We start from the raw sequence: 17,167 nt of genomic DNA on the forward strand, positions 1-17,167 counted from the left end.
CGTCTCACATCAGCCCCAGGCCGCGGAAAGAGGCGTGGCCGTTCTTGCCGATGATCAGATGGTCGTGCAGCGTGATGCCGAGCGGCGCCGCGGCCTCGACGATCTTGCAGGTCATGTGGATGTCGGCGGTGGAGGGGGTGGGATCGCCCGAGGGGTGATTGTGCACCAGGATCAAGGCGCTCGCCGACAGTTCCAGGGCGCGCTTGACCACCTCGCGCGGATAGACCGGGGTGTGGTCGATGGTGCCGCGCGACAACACCTCGTCGGCGATGAGCTGGTTGCGCTTGTCGAGGAACAGAATCCGGAACTCCTCGCGCTCGGCGAAGGCCATCGCGGCGCGGCAGAAGTCCAGCACCTGCGACCAGGAGCCCAGCACCGGGCGATCCCTGACCGCGCCCCTGGCGAGGCGCTGGGCCGCCGCCTGGATGATCTTCAGCTCCGCCGCCACCGCCTCGCCGACGCCTTCCACCTCCACCAGCCGCGCCGGGGGCGCGGACAGCACCTCGGCGAACGAGCCGAAGCGGCTGAGCAGGGCCTTGGCCAGCGGCTTGGTGTCCTGTCGCGGCAGCGCGCGGAACAGCACCAGTTCGAGCAGCTCGTAGTCGGGCAGGGCGTCGGGGCCGGCTTCCAAGAAGCGGGCGCGCAGGCGTGCGCGGTGGCCGGCGAAATGCGGCTCCGACATCCCCGGCGGCGATTTCGGGGCCCAGGCCACGGCTGGCCTCACACGTCGTAGGGTGGCTTGTGCAGCCCCTTGGGCGACAGCGTGAAGATCTCGACGCCGGTCTCGGTGACGCCAACCGCATGCTCGAACTGCGCCGACAGCGAGCGGTCGCGGGTCACCGCGGTCCAGCCGTCTGACAGCACCTTCACATGCGCCCGGCCGAGATTGATCATCGGCTCGACGGTGAAGAACATCCCGGGCTTCAGCACCGCCCCTTCGCCGGGGCGGCCGACATGGACGATGTTCGGCTCGTCATGGAACAGGCGCCCCAGGCCGTGGCCGCAGAAATCGCGCACCACGCTCATGTGGCGCGGCTCGACGAAATCCTGGATGGCGGCGCCGATGTCGCCGACCGTCGCCCCCGGCTTGATCACGGCAATGCCGCGCATCATCGCCTCGTAGGTGGTCTCGATCAGCTTCTCGGCGCGGCGGGGAATCTCGCCCACCGGGTACATCCGGCTGGAATCGCCGTGCCAGCCGTCGAGGATCAGGGTGACGTCGACATTGACGATGTCGCCCTCGCGCAGCGGCTTGTCGTTGGGGATGCCGTGGCAGACCACATGGTTGATCGAGGTGCAGGTCGACTTGCGGTAGCCGCGGTACATCAGCGTCGCCGGCAGCGCGCCGTGGTCCATGGCGAACTCGAACACCGCCCGGTCGATGGCGTCGGTGGCCACCCCCGGCTGGATCATCGGGGTGATCAGGTCCAGCGCCTCGGCCACCAGACGGCCGGCCTTGCGCATGCCGTTGAAGTCGGCGTGCCCGTGGAGCTTGATCTGGCCGTTCTTGCGAAGCGGCGCGACGGTTGCATCGACATAGGTCATTCGGTTGCACTCGAAACCGGGCGGCGGCTGCCTCTTGCCTCGCCGGTTCGGGCAATGTAGGCGATCGGCAGGCTCGCGCAAGGATGCGTCGCAGGTTTCAGGCGGCCGCGGCCGCGCTGTCCTGCCGGAGGCCAACCGCACTGGAGTTCGGGATTGCCGGAACGCGACAACGACTCCAGCCCTTACGGCGCCTGCGAGCCCGGCGCTTTCGCCTCGCGCATCATCCGCCTGACCCGCCGCATTCCCGACCGTTGGCTGTACCGGCGCCTCGCGTTCACGCTGCGGCGGCTGGTGACCATGCGTCTGGCCGGCCGGCCGCTCGACGTCGAATCGATGGGCGCGCGCTTCCGGCTCTATCCGTTCAACAATGTCTGCGAAAAGCGCATCCTGTTCACGCCGCAGTATTTCGACCCGGTCGAGCGGGCGGCGCTGGCTGCGTTCATCGACCAGCGGATCGGCTGCGGCCTCGATGTCACCTTCGTCGATATCGGCGCCAATATCGGCGGCTACAGCCTGTTCGTGGCGGCGCGCACCAGGGGGCACGGCCGGCTTCTGGCGATCGAGCCGCAACCGGTCGTGTTCGACCGGCTGTGCTTCAATATCGGGGCCAATCCCGGCTGCGGGGTGAAGGCGCTGTCGGTCGCGGTGGCCGACCGGGAAGGGCCGCTGACGCTGTTCCTGGCGGCGCGCAACAAGGGCGAATCGAGCGTCAAGGTGCTCGGCTTCGATGCCGGCGAGGGCGCCAGCGTCACGGTGCCGGCGGCGCCCCTGAACCGGATCCTGGATAGCGAGGGCATCGATCGCATCGACGCCATGAAGATCGATGTCGAGGGGGCGGAAGACCTGGTGCTGCTGCCGTTCTTCCGCAGCGCGCCGGCGGCGCGCTGGCCGGCGCTGCTGATCCTGGCCAACCGACCTGACCTCTGGCACTCCGACGTTCACGCGCTGCTGGCCGAGCACGGCTATGTGCTGCGCGGCACCTCGCGGCTGAAGCGGCTCTATGAGCGGCCGGACGAGGCCGCGGCCGGCGGCGCGCAGGACCCTTCCCGTGAAGAAAAAGAGTCTCCGGAGGCGCCGGCTGCTGGCGAACAGCGGATGGCGTCGCGCTGAAGGCGCGGCGGTCCGCTCAGCGGATCAGCAGCAGCGGCCGGTTGCCCTCGGGTACCTTGCGCCAGACATTGTCCTCGGTCTGCTCGAAGCGGAGCTGGTCGCCGCGGCTTGAGAGGATCACCACGTCGGCGCGCTCGATCCGCCACGACACCGGGGCAAACGACGTGATGGTCTGGTCGCAGCCCGTGGCGAGCGACAGCTTGAAGGTGTCGGCGGCGGCCGGCTCCTCAGTCAGCGTCACCTTGCAGATCGGCCGGTCCGGCTGGCGGGCGAAGCTCCAGGTGCCGGCGAGATCGGCCGGCACCGGGCCGGGCGGCTCCGAGCCGCCGGCGCGCGCCAGAAAGAAGATGCCCTCGCCGGAGCGCGCCATCTCGAACAGGCCGTCCTCGGTCTCGCCGAACTCGGCCACGGTGCGGCCGGCGCCGTCGATGAGGCGGATGGCGCCGGCCGGGCCCAGCGCCCAGGCGGTCACCGTCGTCAGGAAGGGCATGGCGGCGGAACAGGCCGGCTTGTCGAACGCCAAGCCGAAGCCGCCATTCTGCACGCGGATGTCCAGGGTCATCGCGCAGCGGCGGGTCGATTCGGCATCGGTGATCTCGAATGCCCCAGCGAGGTCGCGCACCTCGTCGGGCACCTTCATGACCGGCGCCGCTTCGGGCACCTTCGGCGGCTTGGCGGTCTCGGCGGCGGTGGGGCTGGCCAAGGACAAGGCCAGAAGAAGCAGAAATGCGCGCATGCCCTCAGTCCCAGCAGATCCAAACCTTATGGATTCAAACGATGAACCCCGATTTGGGCAACAAAATATCACGCGTCGCGCGAATTCCGCCACGGCGTTTCCGGTACCGGGGTTAACGGGCCGCGCCCATCGAACCAGCTCACCAGATTGTCGATCGTGAGCTGCGCCATGGCCTCGCGGGTGTAGAGCGCGGCCGAGCCGACATGCGGCAGCAGCACCACATGGTCCATGGCGATCAGCTCGGCCGGCACGTTCGGCTCATCGGCGAACACGTCGAGCCCGGCGGAGAGGATAGTGCGGGTCTTCAGCGCCTCGATCAGCGCCGGCTCGTCGACCACCGAGCCGCGGGCGACATTGATCAGGATGCCGCGCGGCCCGAGGGCGGCCAGCACCTCGGCATTGATGGCGTTGCGGGTCTCCGGCGTGCCCGGGGCGATGGCGATCAGCGTGTCGACGTTGCGGGCGAGCGAGACGAGGTCGGGATAGTAGGGGTAGGGCATGTCGGCGTGGGCGGTGCGGCTGAAATAGGCCACCGGCACGCCGAAGGCGTCGAGCCGGCGGGCGATGGCCCGGCCGATGCGCCCCATGCCGTAGATGCCGACAACGCGGTCGCGCAGCGAGGGGCTCAGCGGAAAGTTCGCCTCATGCCACTTGCCGGCGCGCAGATAACGCTCGGCCTGCGGCAGCTGGCGCACCGTGCTGATCAGCAGGCCGAGCGCGGCGTCGGCCACCTCCTCGGTCAGCACGTCGGGGGTGTTGGTCACCACCACGCCGCGCCGGCCGGCAGCCGCGGCGTCGATATGGTCGTAGCCCACTCCGAAACTGGCGATGATCTCGAGCTTCGGCAGGCGGTCGAGCAGCGCTTCATCGACCGGCGCGCCGCCCACGGTGGAGGCGAGGCCGCGGATGTGCGGGGCGGCCGCCTCAAGCGCCGTCTCGCCGCCCGGCTCCCACTGCCGGATCAGATGGAAGCGCCGGCCGAGTTGGTCGAGAACCATCGGCATCAGGGGCCGGGGCACCAGGATCCGGGGCAGGGTGTCGGTCATGCAGGTCTCCATCTGGCGCGGCCGTGCGGCGGGCCCGCTCGCGATAGATCAAATACAGGCCCGAGGCGATGACGATGGCGCTGCCGGCGACTGTCCACAGGTCCGGCAGGTCGCCGAACACCAGATAGCCGGCGATCACCATCCAGACGATCTGGGTATAGATGAACGGCGCCAGCACGCCGGCCGGCGCCTTGCGGTGGGCCTTGATGAGCAGCCAGTGGCCGATGCTGCCGAAGGCGCCCACCGCCACCATGGCGGCGATCTGCAGCGGCTCGTCGGGCGCCACCCACACCAGGGGCAGCGGCACCGAGGTGACCAGGAAGCCGACCAGATTGGAATAGAACAGCGTGGTCAGCGTCGAATCGTAACCCGCGAGCACGCGGGTCGAGATGTTGTAGACCGCGTAGGCCACCGCCCCGAGCAGCGACAGGCCGGCGGCCCAATGGACGTCGCCGAGGCCGGGCCGGGTGATCACCAAGACGCCGCAGAACCCGACCAGGATCGCCAGCCAGCGCCGCCAGCCGATCCATTCGCCGAGGATCGGCCCGGCCAGCACCGCGACGAAGAACGGCGTGGTGAAGACGATCGACATGGTCTGGTCGAGGCGCAGATAGCGCAGCGCCATGAAATTGAGCACCGTCGAGGCCAGGAGCAGCGCCGAGCGGCCGAGTTGCAGCGCCGGCCGCCGGGTGCGGATCAGGCCGGGCACCGTCCAGGGATTGACGACGATTAGGGTCAGCAGGAAGGCCGCGGCATAGCGCGCCCACACCACCTGGAGCGTGTCCATGTGGAGGCTGAGCCATTTGGCGGAGGTGTCGAGGCAGCAGAAGCAGGCGAGCGCCGCGCACATCAGGGCGATGCCGGCGAGGCGCTGCCGCCGCGGCTGGGTCACGACGACCGGAGGAGGGGCGGAGGCGGTCACGGGGATTCGGGGGACGGAGGGCGGCAGTCGGCCGGGTCAGGCAAGGCGGCTCCAACAATCATGGCAGGACCGATCAGGGCAACAACAATCGCGGCAAGCCCGATCACGGCAAGTCTGGGCGCGTTCCCTGGGCCCCTTTCCCGACCGCCTGACGGCGGTCGCCGGGGGCGACGGGCACGGGGCCGGCACGCATTGTCTGGGGGACGAACCGCTGTTGAGAGCCTCAGCCAGTCATCCCCGGCGAGCATGGCGAAGCCATGCGAGGAAAGGGGATCCAGGACCATGCCGGCTCGCTCGGCGCGATTTCGGATCACGCCTCCAGCTTGTGGATGAACCAGCCCAGCAGGCGCCGCCACACCTCGTCCTTCTCGGCGGCGTCCTCGACGCCGTGCTCGATGTTGGGGTTGTCGTTGACCTCGATGACGTAGAGCCCGCTGCCGGTCTGCTTGATGTCGACGCCATAGAGGCCGTTGCCGATCGGGCGGGTGGCGCGGATGGCGAGGTCCAGCACCTCGCGCGGCGCACCATTGAGCGGCAGGGTACGGAAGCCGCCCTCCCGGGCGGTGCCGCCGGGCTCGTGCTTGAGGATCTGCCAGTGGCCGCGCGCCATCATGTACTGGCAGGCGAACAGCGGCTCGCCGCCCAGCATGCCGACCCGCCAGTCGTATTCGGTCGGCATGAACTTCTGGGCGATGACGAGGTCGGTGTCGTCGAACATGTGCTCGACGACACGCGTCAGTTCCGCGACGGTCGAGACCTTGTAGACGCCGCGCGAGAACGAGCCGTCGGGAATCTTCACCACCAGCGGCAGGCCGAGCGTATCGATCGCCCGCTCCAGCTCGCCATCCTCACCCGACAGCAGGAGCGAGGGCGGCATCGCCACCTCGTGCCCGGCGAGCAGCTCCATCAGATAGACCTTGTTGGTGCAGCGGATCATCGAGATCGGATCGTCGATGACCGGCATGCCCTCCTGCACCGCGCGGCGGGCGAAGCGGTAGGTGTGGTTGTTGATCGAGGTGGTCTCGCGGATGAACAGCGCGTCGTATTCGGCGAGGTCGGAAAGCTGGCGCTTGGTGATGGTCTGCACCTCGACCGACATCTTGTCGGCGACGCGGGCGAAATGGTGCAGCGTCGACGTCGAGCTCGGCGGCAGCTTCTCCTGCGGATCGTGCAGCACCGCGAGGTCGTACTTGGCGACGGCGCGCGCCTTGGGGCGCCGCCAGTCGCGCTTGGTGTAGGCGTGCAGGGCCTCGGCGAAGAACTTGACGTCGCCGTTCTCCAGCTTGGTGATGGGGCGGGCGCGCAGGCGCTCGATCGAGATCCAGGTGTTCTCCGCGCTGCCGGGCTCCAGCGACACCTCGATCGCCGGGCAGCGGCACCAGTCGAACAGCAGCTTGGCGAACGACTCGAAACGCTCGTCGGCGATGCGGCCGAAGCACACCATCAGCTTGTGGTCGGCCTCGGGCTGCCAGCCGGTCTTGCGGGCGCAGCGGTTCAGCTCGTCCTCAAGCTCGGGCAGCGCCTTTTCGTAGAGCTTGGATTCGCGCAGCTCCAGCATCGTCTCGACGGTCGGCATCACCCGGTGGCCGCGCGCCTCGGCCAAGAGCGAGGCGTAGTAGCCCTGGCTCTGGTAGTTGTAGGAGCGCGACAGATTGATGAGCTTGGGACGTTCGCTGTCGAACAGCCGCGGACGGGCGAGATAATCGCTCGTGGTGATGACCTTGTGGGGCGTGTCGGCGTTGCGGAAGTCCTTGGGCTGATCGACGATGATCACCCAACCGTTCATGGTCAGCGTCCCTTTCGGACCAGAACCGCGGCGCGGAGATTGTCACGGCCGAAGCGCGCCATGCGGTGAAACTCGGCGGTGGGAATGGGCAGGTTGGCGGCGGCGATGAAACTCTCGCGCGACTCGGCCTCCAGCCATGGATCGTGAACGAAGATGTGGCGCTCGTCGCGGCCGAACGCCAGCACCCAGTGCGGCTCCTTGCGGCGGTACATGCGGTAGCCGGACACCAGGACAAGCGCGAGCGTAGCCCCGTCAAGCACCGCGCCGAAATCGGCGAGCGGCCCGGCCGAATCGGAAATGCCGAGATCGTGCGCCTCCTCGCGGAAGCCTTCCTGGACGACGCGCATCACGTCCTTCTTCTCGGGAGAGCGCACGCCATCAAGGAAATAGGGGCCAGCATGCGACACCCGCACCTCGGGGTCGAGTCCGCGATGCTTGAGGGTGACTGCAAGGCCATAGGGATCGCACCCGCCGGGGCCGGACGTCATGAAGATCGTCGTCGAATCGCGCCACAGCTTGAGTTCGAGCGACCGTCTCGGGCGGAGCGACCGGTCGGCCCAGGCGAGCGCCATCAGCATGCACGCCGGCCCGCATGTGAAATCGGTGGTTTGTTGAAAGTAAGGCGGGGCCTCGACCGGCGGCGCCACCTCGGCCAGCAGCCGCTTCTCCAGCCGCAGCGCCGGTTCGTGGTCCTCGTAATAATCGGCGACGCGGGCGATCTGGCGGTAGCCGCTGGCGCGGTAGAGGGCGATGGCGGTGGCGTTGTCCTCGCGCACCTCCAGCCGCAGGAACAGGCAGTCGCGCGCCTCCGCCGCGGCCTCCGCCGCCTGCAGCAGCGCCCGGCCGATGCCGTGGCCGGCGGCCTCCGGTGCCACCGCGATCGAGTAGAGCCGCCCGAGCGCGGTGCCGCGCCGGAAGATCACCAGGGCATAGCCGACGACGCCGCCCTCCTGCTCGGCCACCAATAGCTCGTCGCGGTCCTCGGTGAGGAAGTGGCGGAACGAGCGGCGCGACAGCCGGTCGGTGGCGAACACTCGCGTTTCGAGCGCGGCCAGCGCGTCGAGATCGTCGAGATGGGCAGGCCGGATGGTGGCTGGCAGCATGGCCGGAATGGGGCGCGAGACGGCGCGGGCGAGGAGGCGCGGGATGTGCCGGGCGGGCGGTTCCGCCCGATGGCGGCGCAGCGGTCGGGTAACGAGTTTAACCGTCTTTTCAACGCAACGTGGTCAAATCGTGGCGTTGGCCGAGCGCAGCCGGACAGCCCGCGGGTCAAGCGTGAGCTTGACCTCATTGTGGCAAAAATGAACCTGAAGGTGGGCTTCTGCGTCTTAGAGTCAGTTGAGTAAGCAGTGGGGCGGAAGACCATGTTGATGGCGCAACGGAATACGGTGCTCGCGCTCGCCGCGGCGGTGATCCTTTCGGTGGCGGTCTCGACGCAGAGCTTCGCGGCGACGGAGCGCGGCGACCGGTCGGTGCGGCCTGGGCCGCAGCTCGTGGATTTCGACGGGGCCTATGAGCCCGGCACGCTGGTGGTGAAGACCTCCGAGCGCCGGCTCTATCTGACCCTCGGCAACGGCAAGGCCTACCGCTACGCCATCGCGGTCGGCGAGCCGATCCGGCAATGGTCGGGCGAGAGCTGGGTTTCGGCCAAGCGCGCCAATCCCGACTGGCGGCCGACGGCGCGCATGCGCAACGCCAATCCTTCCCTGCCGAGCTACATGCCGGGCGGCCCCGGCAATCCGCTCGGCGTGCGCGCGCTCTATCTGGGCTGGAGCGAGTACCGCATCCACGGCACCACCAAGCCGTGGTCGATCGGCACCGCCTCGTCCAATGGCTGCTTCCGCATGCACAATTCGGACGTGGTCGATCTCTATGAGCGCGTCCATGTCGGCGCGCCGGTGATCGTGCTGCGCTGAGCGTTTCCGAACCGGACATCCCTTGCGGCGGGCGGCCACCGTTCCGCCGCACTCCCGGCTGACACCCGTTGCCACGCCGCAAAGGGGAGCGTGGATGGGAGTTCGCCGGAAGTCCATGGGAGCTCGCCGGACGTCATTGATGGGCTGGGCGTTTGCCGCGGCTCTCGGCCTCGTGCTGGCGGGGCTGGTGCCGGGTGCGGCGCGCGCCCATCCGCACGTCTGGGTGATCGCCAAGAGCGAGCTGGTCTACACTCCCGATGGCGCGGTGAGCGGCATCCGGCTGACCTGGGAATTCGACGACATGTTCTCGGCCTTTGCATCGCAGGGGCTGGATGCCGACCATGACGGCAAACTGTCACGCGAGGAGCTGGCCGAGCTTGCCAAGACCAATGTCGAATCCCTGAAGGAATTCGACTACTTCACCTATGCCAAGGCCGGGTCGCGCAAGCTCGCTTTCGCCGATCCGACCGAGTATTACCTCGAGCAGCAGAAGGATGTGCTGGTGCTGCACTTCACGCTGCCGCTGCAGAAGCCGGTGGCGTCCAAGGGCAGCCTGCGGCTCGAAGTCTATGATCCGACGATGTTCGTGTCGTTCGCCTTTGCCGATGGCGATGACGCGATCACGCTCGCCGGTGCGCCGGCCGGCTGTCGTGTTGCGGTCGAGCGGCCGAAGCCGCTGCAGCCCGGCCAGCCGCTGACGCTGTCCGAGTCGTTCTTCAACAGCCTCACCGCCTCCAGCGATTTCGGTGCGCAGTTCGCCAACCGTGCGACGGTGACATGCCCGTGAACCGGCGCGCGGTTCGGGCCGGCGTGATGCTGGCCGCCATTGCGCTGCTGGCGGTGCCGGCGCTGGCCCAGAGCGGGCCGTTCGGCGTCGGCCCCAAGCCGCCCCCGCCGCTGCCGGACGGAATCCTCGGCTGGATCCTGTCGGTGCAGGCGGAGTTCTACCGCAGCCTGACTCAGGCGCTCCGGGCGGCCCGCAGCGACCCGAGTGCGGCGGGCGGGCTCGTGGCCTTGAGCCTCGCCTATGGGGTGTTCCATGCCGCCGGCCCCGGCCACGGCAAGGCGGTGATCTCGGCCTATCTGCTGGCAAACGAGGCGACATGGCGGCGCGGTACGGCGCTCGCGTTCGCCTCTGCGATGGTGCAGGCGCTCGTTGCGGTGGCGCTCGTCGGCGTTGCGGCGACGATGGTGCGCATGACCGCGGTCGAGATGGGGGCGACGGTCCAGGTGATCGAGACCACGGCCTATGCCGGCGTGCTCGGGCTCGGCCTGTGGCTGACCTGGACCAAGGGCCGGGCGCTGTGGACAGCATGGCGCGGCGGCGCGGTGGCGGGCTGCGGCCCGGGCTGCGATCATACCGCCCATCTCGATCCGGCGGATCTCGCCGCACCCGGCGGCCTGGCGCGCGCCGCCGCGGCGGTGCTGTCGGTGGGGCTTCGTCCGTGTTCGGGGGCGCTGGTGGTGCTGGTGTTCGCGCTGGCCAATGGCGTGCTGTGGCTCGGCGTGGCGGCGACCTTCGCCATGGCGCTCGGCACGGCGACGACGGTGGCGGCCATCGCGGCGCTGGCGGTGTTCGCCAAGCAGTCTGCGGTGCGGCTCGCCGCCGCCGGCTCCGGCCGGGGCGAGCCGCTGATGCGCGGGCTGGAGCTTGCGGCGGCGCTGGCGGTGGCGGGGTTCGGCGCGGCGCTGCTCGCCGGCTACATGGTCGCCGAGCGGGTGATGCCGTTTTGAGGGGCGTCGGCCTCATACGGTTTCCGGTTGATCCCTTCGGGATACCGGAAACGGTCTCGCCGAAAAACCCTTGGTCGGAAGAGGATTTTTCGGCGAGCGGAATGCGAACCTCCGGCCCTGCAGGCCGGATTTCGCATCAAGCTGACAAAACCCTGACATCTCCCGTCACCCGGCCGTCAGTGCCTCGCGCCTAGCGTGCCATGCCCGCGATTCGGTTCCGGGCGGGGGAATGGAAGACGACTGCCATGACATACTCTTGCGAAAACCCGTCGCGGCGCGGTCTGCTGCGCGGCGGCGCCGGCGCGGCTGCGGCGGTGCTGATCGGCATCCCGGCTTCGAGCGGACCGGCCGGCGCCTTCGGGCCGCCGCCGGGGCAGAGCTGGGCGGACTGGGCCGAGGCCAACACGCCCCGGAAATCGACGCAGCGCGACGCCGAGTATCACGTCGCCTCGGGCAGCAGGCGCTGCGCCAATTGCGCGAACTTCAAGTCGCCGAACCACTGCGCCGTCGTCGAGGGCGCGAACAGCCCCGAGGGCGTGTGCAGGCTCTATTACGGCGCCCGGCGGTGAGACGGTCGCAGCCCGCAGGGTGCAATAGCGACAGCGTATTGCACCGGGATGCGGCGATACCGATTGGCGGAATACGCTGACGCTATTCCGCCCTACGCCGGCTTGCTCGGGACGGAAAACGGTCCCGGGTCGTGCACCTTCGGTGCTTGCCCGGGACGACGGGCGGGTCTCACCCCGCGGGCGCGAGGCGCTCGATCGCGAAGCCTTCCTTCACCGCGGCGATGTTGAGCTCGGCGAATTTCGGCGGCGTCTCCAGGCACACCGCGGTCTCCAGCGAATCCTTGCCGCACACGCCCGACAGCTTCGCCATCGCGCCGAGCGCGATGATGTTGGCGATGCGCGGCGAGCCGATGGCGGCGGCGCGCTGGCTGAGCGGCAGCACATGCAGATTGAACGGGCCCGTGGGCGGCGTCTCGACGAGGCGCTCGTCGACGATCACCAGCGCGCCCGGCTTGATGAACGGCAATGAGCGGTCGATGCCCACTTGGGAGAGGGCGGCGATCATGTCGAGGCCGGTGACCAGCGGATAGTCGGACGGATCGCTGGCGAGGATCAGGTCGGAATAGCAGTAGCCGCCGCGCGAGGTCGGCTCGTAGCTCTGCGACTGGGCGGCGCGCTTGCCTTCCAGGCCCAGCGCGCGGAACAGGATCTGCATGCCCAGGATCAGGCCCTGGCCGCCGGAGCCGGCGAGGCGGATTTCGGTGCGCTCCATTCCGGTCATGGTCAGCCCTCCGTCCCGGCGCGCAGCTCGGCCGAGCGCTCGCGATAGGTTCGGCCGTATTCGGGCCGGGCGTGGCGGGCGAGGATGCCGGTGGCCATGCGGTTGGGCCGGAACGGCTGGTCCGGCGCATTGCCGAGCCCGTCCGGCACCATGTCGCTCTTCTGGCTCAGGATCATCTCGGGCGACTCGCCGAGCTCGTTCTTGCGGCCATAGATCTCGGTGCAGTCCGACATCACCTCGACGAACGAGAAGCCGTCGTGCTCGATCGCGGCGCGGATCAGGTTCTTCAGCGCCGGCGCCTGCCGCGTCACCTCGCGGCCGACGAAGCTCGCGCCCGCCGCATCCGCCAGCTTGCAGGCGTCGAAGGTCGGCTCGGCATTGCCGGTCGGCGTGGTCGAGGTCACGCGCGTCGCGGTGGTGGTCGGCGACACCTGACCGCCGGTCATGCCGTAGATCTCGTTGTTGAGCATCAGGCAGGTGATGTCGAGATTGCGCCGGCAGGCGTGGATGAGATGATTGCCGCCGATGGCAAGACAGTCGCCGTCGCCGGTGATCACCACCACGGTCAGGTCGGGGCGCGCCAGCTTCAGCCCGGTGGCGAAGGCGAGCGGCCGGCCGTGGGTGGTGTGGAAGGTGTTGGCATCGACATAGGCGCCGGTGCGGCCCGAGCAGCCGATGCCGCAGACGACGGCGAGCCTGTTGCGGTCGATGCCGAGCTCATGCACCGCCCACAGCAGCGAGCGCAGCGCGATGCCGTGGCCGCAGCCCGGGCACATGAAGTGCGGCATCAGATTGAGCCGCAGATAGTCCTTCACGTCGAAGTCGGACACGCGGGCGATCTCATTCATCGGCGACAAGCTCCCGAACCTTCTGGGCGATGGCGGCGGGCGGGATCGGTTCGCCGTCCACGCGGTTGAGGCCTGAAACCCTGGCGCGGCCGCCGACCACGCGCTGAACCTCATGGATGAGCTGGCCGGCGTTCATCTCCGGCACCAGCACGTTGCGGGCATTGGCGGTGGCGGCGCGTAGCGCCTCGTCCGGGAACGGCCACAGCGTCACCGGCCGCACCAGGCCGGCGCGGATGCCTTCGCCGCGCAGCGTCTGCACTGCGCGGCGGGCGGCGCGCGCGGCGATGCCGACGGCAACGATGACGGTGCCGGCGTCGGCGGTCTCGATCTGCTCGACCTTGTCGATCTCGGCGCGGTTGCGCTCGATCTTGTCGAGGATGCGGTTCAGCGCGCGCGACGCGAGGTCGGGCTTCTGGGTGGGGAAGCCGTCCTCGGTGTGGGTGAGGCCGGTGACATGCAGGCGGTGGCCATCGCCGGGGCGGGCCATCACCGGCACCAGATCATCGGTCTCGGCGTAGGGCTTGAAGCCCTCCTCGGTGCCGCTCGCCCATTTGCGCTCGACCGTGTGGATCGAGTCCTTGGGCGGCAGCTCAACGGTCTCGATCAGGTGGGCGATGATCTGGTCGTAGAGCACCACCACCGGCACGCGGAACCGTTCCGACAGGTTGAAGGCGCGGATGGTCTCGGCATAGACCTCCTGCACCGAGGCCGGCGCCACCACGATGATGGGGTGGTCGCCGTGGGTGCCCCAGCGCGCCTGCATGATGTCGCCCTGCGCCGGCTTGGTCGGCATGCCGGTGGAGGGGCCGCCGCGCATCACATTGATGATGACGCAGGGCACCTCGGTCATCGCGGCGAAGCCGAGATTCTCCTGCATCAGCGAGAAGCCGGGGCCGGAGGTGGCGGTCATCGCCTTCGAGCCGCCGAGCGAGGCGCCGATCACCGCGGCGAGCGAGGCGATCTCGTCCTCCATCTGCACGAACACGCCGTCGACGCGCGGCAGCTCGCGCGACATCTGCTCGGCGATCTCTGAGGAGGGGGTGATGGGGTAGCCGGCGAAGAAGCGGCAACCGGCGGCAATGGCCGCCAGCGCGCAGGCCTTGTTGCCTTGAAGCGAATGAAGCGAGGAGGACATCACGCGGTCGCGGATTCACGCACGTTGGTTTTGACGGAAATGGCGAAGTCCGGGCACAGCCATTCGCACACATGGCAGCCGGTGCAGGCATCGGGGTGCTTCACGGTGGCGACCTGCTCGCGCGACATCGCGAGGCAGCGCTCCGGGCAGAGCTTGACGCAGATGTCGCAGCCCTTGCACCACGCGGCGTTGACCGTGACCTCGAACGACACTTCGGGGTGCGGCGCGCGGGCGGCGGGCCGCCGCGTGATCGACTTGTCGAAGCGCAGCTCGGGGTCGCGGCGCGCGGCCTCGGCCCAGGCGCGGCCGGCCTCGAACGCCTTGCGGTTGATCTCGCGGGTGCGCTTCGGGACGAGCTCCTCGATCACCGCCAGCCATTCGGCCGGCGGATCGTCGAGCGACACCGACAGCGTGCCGAGCAGCACGGTGTTGGCGGCGCGCACGTCGCCCAGCTCCTCGGCGATCGAGGTGGCGTCGAGCGCGTAGCCGTCGGCGATGCGGCCGACGATCTCGGCCGGGGTTTCGCGGGCATAATTGGTGGTGGCGCCGTGCTTGCGGCTGCGGCATGCAAACGGCGGCACGATGCGCCTTGTGTCGGCGATGAACACGCCGGAGTCGGGCTTGAGATAATCGAGCCAGCGCAGCCCTTCCGCCCATTCCAGCGCGATCAGCGCGTCGGCGTCGCCCTTGGCGATGGTCGGCGACCACACCTCCTTGCCGAAGCGCACATGGCTGAACACGATGCCGCCGCGCTTGGCCATGCCGTGCACTTCGCTCTGCTTGACCTGCAGGCCCTGGCGCTGGCCGAGCAGCGCCATCACCTTGGAGATCATCAGCACGCCCTGGCCGCCGACGCCGACGATCATGATGTTGCGCGGCTGCGCCGGGTTGGGGTCGGCCGCGGGCGCGGCGCCGTCCAAGGGAAGAGCGGTATCTGCAGCGGTCATCTTCTTGCGCCTGGCGTTCACGGGAGCATCGGCCTGACTGATCGGATCGGAGCGGTGCCCGACGTCCTGGAGGTGTTGCGGTGTCGTCTGCAAAGGTCTCGTTGGCAGGGGTGGTTTGCGCAAAATCTCTTTGCGCAAAACCGGTTCCCACTCTTGCGCATCATGCTCAGTGCACCGGCTGGATGCAGTCCGAGGGGCAGACCTGGGCGCACACCGTGCAGCCGATGCAGGTCGCGGTGTCGATCTTCACCTTGTGGCGGCCCTCATGCACCTCGTCCGACCAGGTGATGGAGGGGCAGCCGAGATTCATGCACGACTGGCAGGCGACGCAGCCGGCCGCGTTGACCGCCAGCGGCGTGCCCTTGATCTTGACCGGATCGAGCACGCACGGCCGGCGGGCGATGACCACCGACACGCCCTTGGTCGAGATCGCCTCGCGCAGCGTCTGATAGAGCCGGCCGACCTCGTAGGGATCGACGACGCGCACCGACTCGACGCCCACCGCGCGGCACAGCTTCTCGTAATCGACCCGCGGCGCCGGCTCGCCGCGCAGCGTGCGGCCGGTGCCGGGATGGTCCTGGCCGCCGGTCATCGCGGTGATGCCGTTGTCGAGGATCACCACCGTGATGTTGGCCTTGTGATAGACGGCGTCGATCAGCGGCGGAATGCCGGAGTGCAGGAAGGTCGAGTCGCCGATGGTGGCGACGATCGGCTTGGTCTCGGTGCCCGACAGCGCCATGCCGGTGGCGTTGGCGATGGAGGCGCCCATGCACACGGTGGTGTCGATCGAGCGCAGCGGCTCGACGGCGGCCAGCGTGTAGCAGCCGATGTCGCCGGCGACGCGCGCGCTCAAGCCGCGCAGCGCCAGGAAGGTGGCGGTGTGCGGGCAGCCCGAGCACAGCACCGGCGGCCGGGCCATCGGCTCGATGTCGAGCGAGATTGTCGGCGGCGCCGGGTCCATCAGCCCGGCCTTGGCGAGGCCGGCGCGAACCACCTCCGGCGAGAATTCGCCGATGCGCGGGAAGAACGCCTTGCCCTCGGCCGCAAGCCCGAGCCCCCGGATCTCCTTCTCCAGCACCGGCTCCAGCTCCTCGACCACGATCAGGCGGTCGACCGAGGCGGCGAACGCCTTGATGGTCTCCTCGGGCAGCGGATAGGCGGTGCCGAGCTTGAGGATGGCGGCGGTGGGGGCGACCTCCTTGACGTAGAGATAGGAGGTGGCGCCGGTGACGATGCCGAAACGGGTGTCGCCCTTCTCCCAGCGGGTGAGCGGGGAGTCTTCGAGAAACTTCGCCAGCCGCGCCTCGCGCTCGATCAGCTTGGGGTGCAGGCGCCGGGCATTGGCGGGGATGGTCACGGTCTTGGTCGGCTGGTCGACGAAGCCCTTGGGCATCGGCACCTTGCGGCTGCCGACCCGCACCACCGAGCGGGTGTGCGACAGGCGGGTGGTCGAGCGCACGATCACCGGCGTGTCGAAGGCTTCCGAGATCTCGAACGCCAGCTTGGTGAATTCATACGCCTCCTGGGCGTCGGCGGGCTCCAGCACCGGCACGCCGGCCAGCTTGGCGAACAGGCGGGTGTCCTGCTCGTTCTGGGAGGAATGGATGCCGGGGTCGTCGCAGACGATCAGGACGAGGCCGCCATGGACGCCGATATAGGACTGCGACATCAGCGAGTCGGCGGCGACGTTGAGGCCGACATGCTTCATGGTGCAGATCGCCCGCACGCCCGACAGCGCCGCGCCGATGGCGACGTCCAGCGCCACCTTCTCGTTGGTCGACCAGTCGGCGTAGAGGTCGGACGCCGGATAGGTGGCCAGCGACTCCAGGATCTCGGTGCTCGGCGTGCCGGGATAGGCGGCGGCGACGCGCACGCCCGCCTCCCAGGCGCCGCGGGCAATGGCCTCATTGCCCATCAGCGGCAGCGTTTCCGTGCCCGCCGCCTCGACCTCGACATCTCTGACTTGAAGGTTCATCGCGATACCGGCCCTTTTCGGGATTTCCTGCCCTTTTCGGGATTTCCTGCCCTTTCGGGATTTGCTGCCCCGCGGGAATGTCATGCCCCTGTCAAGGGCGGCGCACTCTATAGAACTGTTCAATTGCACGCCACCCTGGCCATTGCCTGAGCAGGCGCGCAATGCGGAAAACCGCGT

17 protein-coding genes are annotated in these 17,167 nt (G+C 68.9%); 5 read left to right on the top strand and 12 right to left on the bottom strand.

Translation table 11 applies throughout. The annotated features are described in order from the left end of the window. Window positions 1–4 precede the first annotated feature (4 nt). Together radC and map are read right to left on the bottom strand one after the other, a co-directional pair. Window positions 5–682: a RadC family protein gene (radC, locus tag BLTE_RS01610; RefSeq protein WP_126401992.1), complete on the bottom strand. Its 678-nt coding sequence runs from the start codon at window positions 680–682 to the stop codon at window positions 5–7. 38 nt (window positions 683–720) lie between these two features. After that, entirely contained in the window at window positions 721–1,545 is an 825-nt protein-coding gene (gene map, locus BLTE_RS01615) for a type I methionyl aminopeptidase (protein WP_126396983.1), read from the bottom strand. A gap of 153 nt (window positions 1,546–1,698) precedes the next feature. On the opposite strand from map, the gene BLTE_RS01620 reads away from it, so the two are divergent. Beyond that, complete coding sequence (locus BLTE_RS01620; protein ID WP_126396985.1) at window positions 1,699–2,655, top strand: FkbM family methyltransferase; 957 nt, start codon at window positions 1,699–1,701, stop codon at window positions 2,653–2,655. Between the two features lie 16 nt (window positions 2,656–2,671). Here the strand turns inward: BLTE_RS01620 and BLTE_RS01625 are convergent, their stop codons facing one another. From BLTE_RS01625 to rimI, 5 genes are all read right to left on the bottom strand, one after another. Beyond that, complete coding sequence (locus tag BLTE_RS01625; RefSeq protein WP_126396987.1) at window positions 2,672–3,391, bottom strand: protease inhibitor Inh/omp19 family protein; 720 nt, start codon at window positions 3,389–3,391, stop codon at window positions 2,672–2,674. A gap of 68 nt (window positions 3,392–3,459) precedes the next feature. Next, window positions 3,460–4,395, bottom strand: coding sequence for a 2-hydroxyacid dehydrogenase (locus BLTE_RS01630; RefSeq protein ID WP_174769494.1), 936 nt, complete (start codon window positions 4,393–4,395; stop codon window positions 3,460–3,462). After that, entirely contained in the window at window positions 4,316–5,287 is a 972-nt protein-coding gene (locus tag BLTE_RS01635; protein ID WP_126401993.1) for a DMT family transporter, read from the bottom strand. Before BLTE_RS01635 ends, BLTE_RS01630 begins: the two co-directional genes overlap by 80 nt. 382 nt (window positions 5,288–5,669) lie before the next feature. Next, entirely contained in the window at window positions 5,670–7,145 is a 1,476-nt protein-coding gene (locus BLTE_RS01640; RefSeq protein ID WP_126396991.1) for a RimK family protein, read from the bottom strand. Between the two features lie 2 nt (window positions 7,146–7,147). Further along, window positions 7,148–8,248, bottom strand: coding sequence for a ribosomal protein S18-alanine N-acetyltransferase (gene rimI, locus BLTE_RS01645; protein WP_126396993.1), 1,101 nt, complete (start codon window positions 8,246–8,248; stop codon window positions 7,148–7,150). 267 nt (window positions 8,249–8,515) lie between these two features. Here rimI and BLTE_RS01650 point away from each other — a divergent pair, with 267 nt between their 5' ends. The 4 genes from BLTE_RS01650 to BLTE_RS01665 all read left to right on the top strand — a co-directional run bounded on the left by BLTE_RS01650 (window position 8,516) and on the right by BLTE_RS01665 (window position 11,364). Beyond that, a complete protein-coding gene (locus BLTE_RS01650; RefSeq protein ID WP_126396995.1) occupies window positions 8,516–9,061 on the top strand; it encodes a L,D-transpeptidase in 546 nt (181 codons plus the stop codon). Between the two features lie 139 nt (window positions 9,062–9,200). Continuing rightward, window positions 9,201–9,848: a DUF1007 family protein gene (locus BLTE_RS01655; protein ID WP_126396997.1), complete on the top strand. Its 648-nt coding sequence runs from the start codon at window positions 9,201–9,203 to the stop codon at window positions 9,846–9,848. Continuing rightward, complete coding sequence (locus tag BLTE_RS01660; RefSeq protein ID WP_126396999.1) at window positions 9,839–10,795, top strand: nickel/cobalt transporter; 957 nt, start codon at window positions 9,839–9,841, stop codon at window positions 10,793–10,795. The genes BLTE_RS01655 and BLTE_RS01660 overlap by 10 nt, the downstream gene beginning before the upstream one ends. Window positions 10,796–11,040: 245 nt before the next feature. Continuing rightward, on the top strand, window positions 11,041–11,364 hold the full coding sequence (locus BLTE_RS01665; protein WP_126397001.1) for a high potential iron sulfur protein: 324 nt from the start codon (window positions 11,041–11,043) through the stop codon (window positions 11,362–11,364). Between the two features lie 169 nt (window positions 11,365–11,533). Here BLTE_RS01665 and BLTE_RS01670 read toward each other — a convergent pair whose 3' ends face one another. The 5 genes from BLTE_RS01670 to iorA all read right to left on the bottom strand — a co-directional run bounded on the left by BLTE_RS01670 (window position 11,534) and on the right by iorA (window position 16,990). After that, window positions 11,534–12,085 carry a 2-oxoacid:acceptor oxidoreductase family protein gene (locus BLTE_RS01670; protein WP_126397003.1) on the bottom strand — a complete coding sequence of 184 codons (552 nt, stop codon included), beginning with the start codon at window positions 12,083–12,085 and terminating at the stop codon, window positions 11,534–11,536. Window positions 12,086–12,087: 2 nt separating this feature from the next. Further along, window positions 12,088–12,933 (bottom strand): 2-oxoacid:ferredoxin oxidoreductase subunit beta, encoded by an 846-nt coding sequence (locus BLTE_RS01675; RefSeq protein ID WP_126397005.1) that lies wholly within the window; start codon window positions 12,931–12,933, stop codon window positions 12,088–12,090. Next, window positions 12,926–14,068 carry a 2-oxoacid:acceptor oxidoreductase subunit alpha gene (locus tag BLTE_RS01680; RefSeq protein ID WP_126397007.1) on the bottom strand — a complete coding sequence of 381 codons (1,143 nt, stop codon included), beginning with the start codon at window positions 14,066–14,068 and terminating at the stop codon, window positions 12,926–12,928. Before BLTE_RS01680 ends, BLTE_RS01675 begins: the two co-directional genes overlap by 8 nt. Next, a complete protein-coding gene (locus BLTE_RS01685) occupies window positions 14,068–15,015 on the bottom strand; it encodes a 2-oxoacid:acceptor oxidoreductase family protein (protein WP_126397009.1) in 948 nt (315 codons plus the stop codon). The genes BLTE_RS01680 and BLTE_RS01685 overlap by 1 nt, the downstream gene beginning before the upstream one ends. A gap of 166 nt (window positions 15,016–15,181) precedes the next feature. Continuing rightward, window positions 15,182–16,990 (bottom strand): indolepyruvate ferredoxin oxidoreductase subunit alpha, encoded by a 1,809-nt coding sequence (gene iorA, locus BLTE_RS01690; RefSeq protein ID WP_126397011.1) that lies wholly within the window; start codon window positions 16,988–16,990, stop codon window positions 15,182–15,184. Window positions 16,991–17,167: the final 177 nt, after the last annotated feature.

The organism is Blastochloris tepida, assembly GCF_003966715.1.
Classification (GTDB): Bacteria; Pseudomonadota; Alphaproteobacteria; order Rhizobiales; family Xanthobacteraceae; genus Blastochloris; species Blastochloris tepida.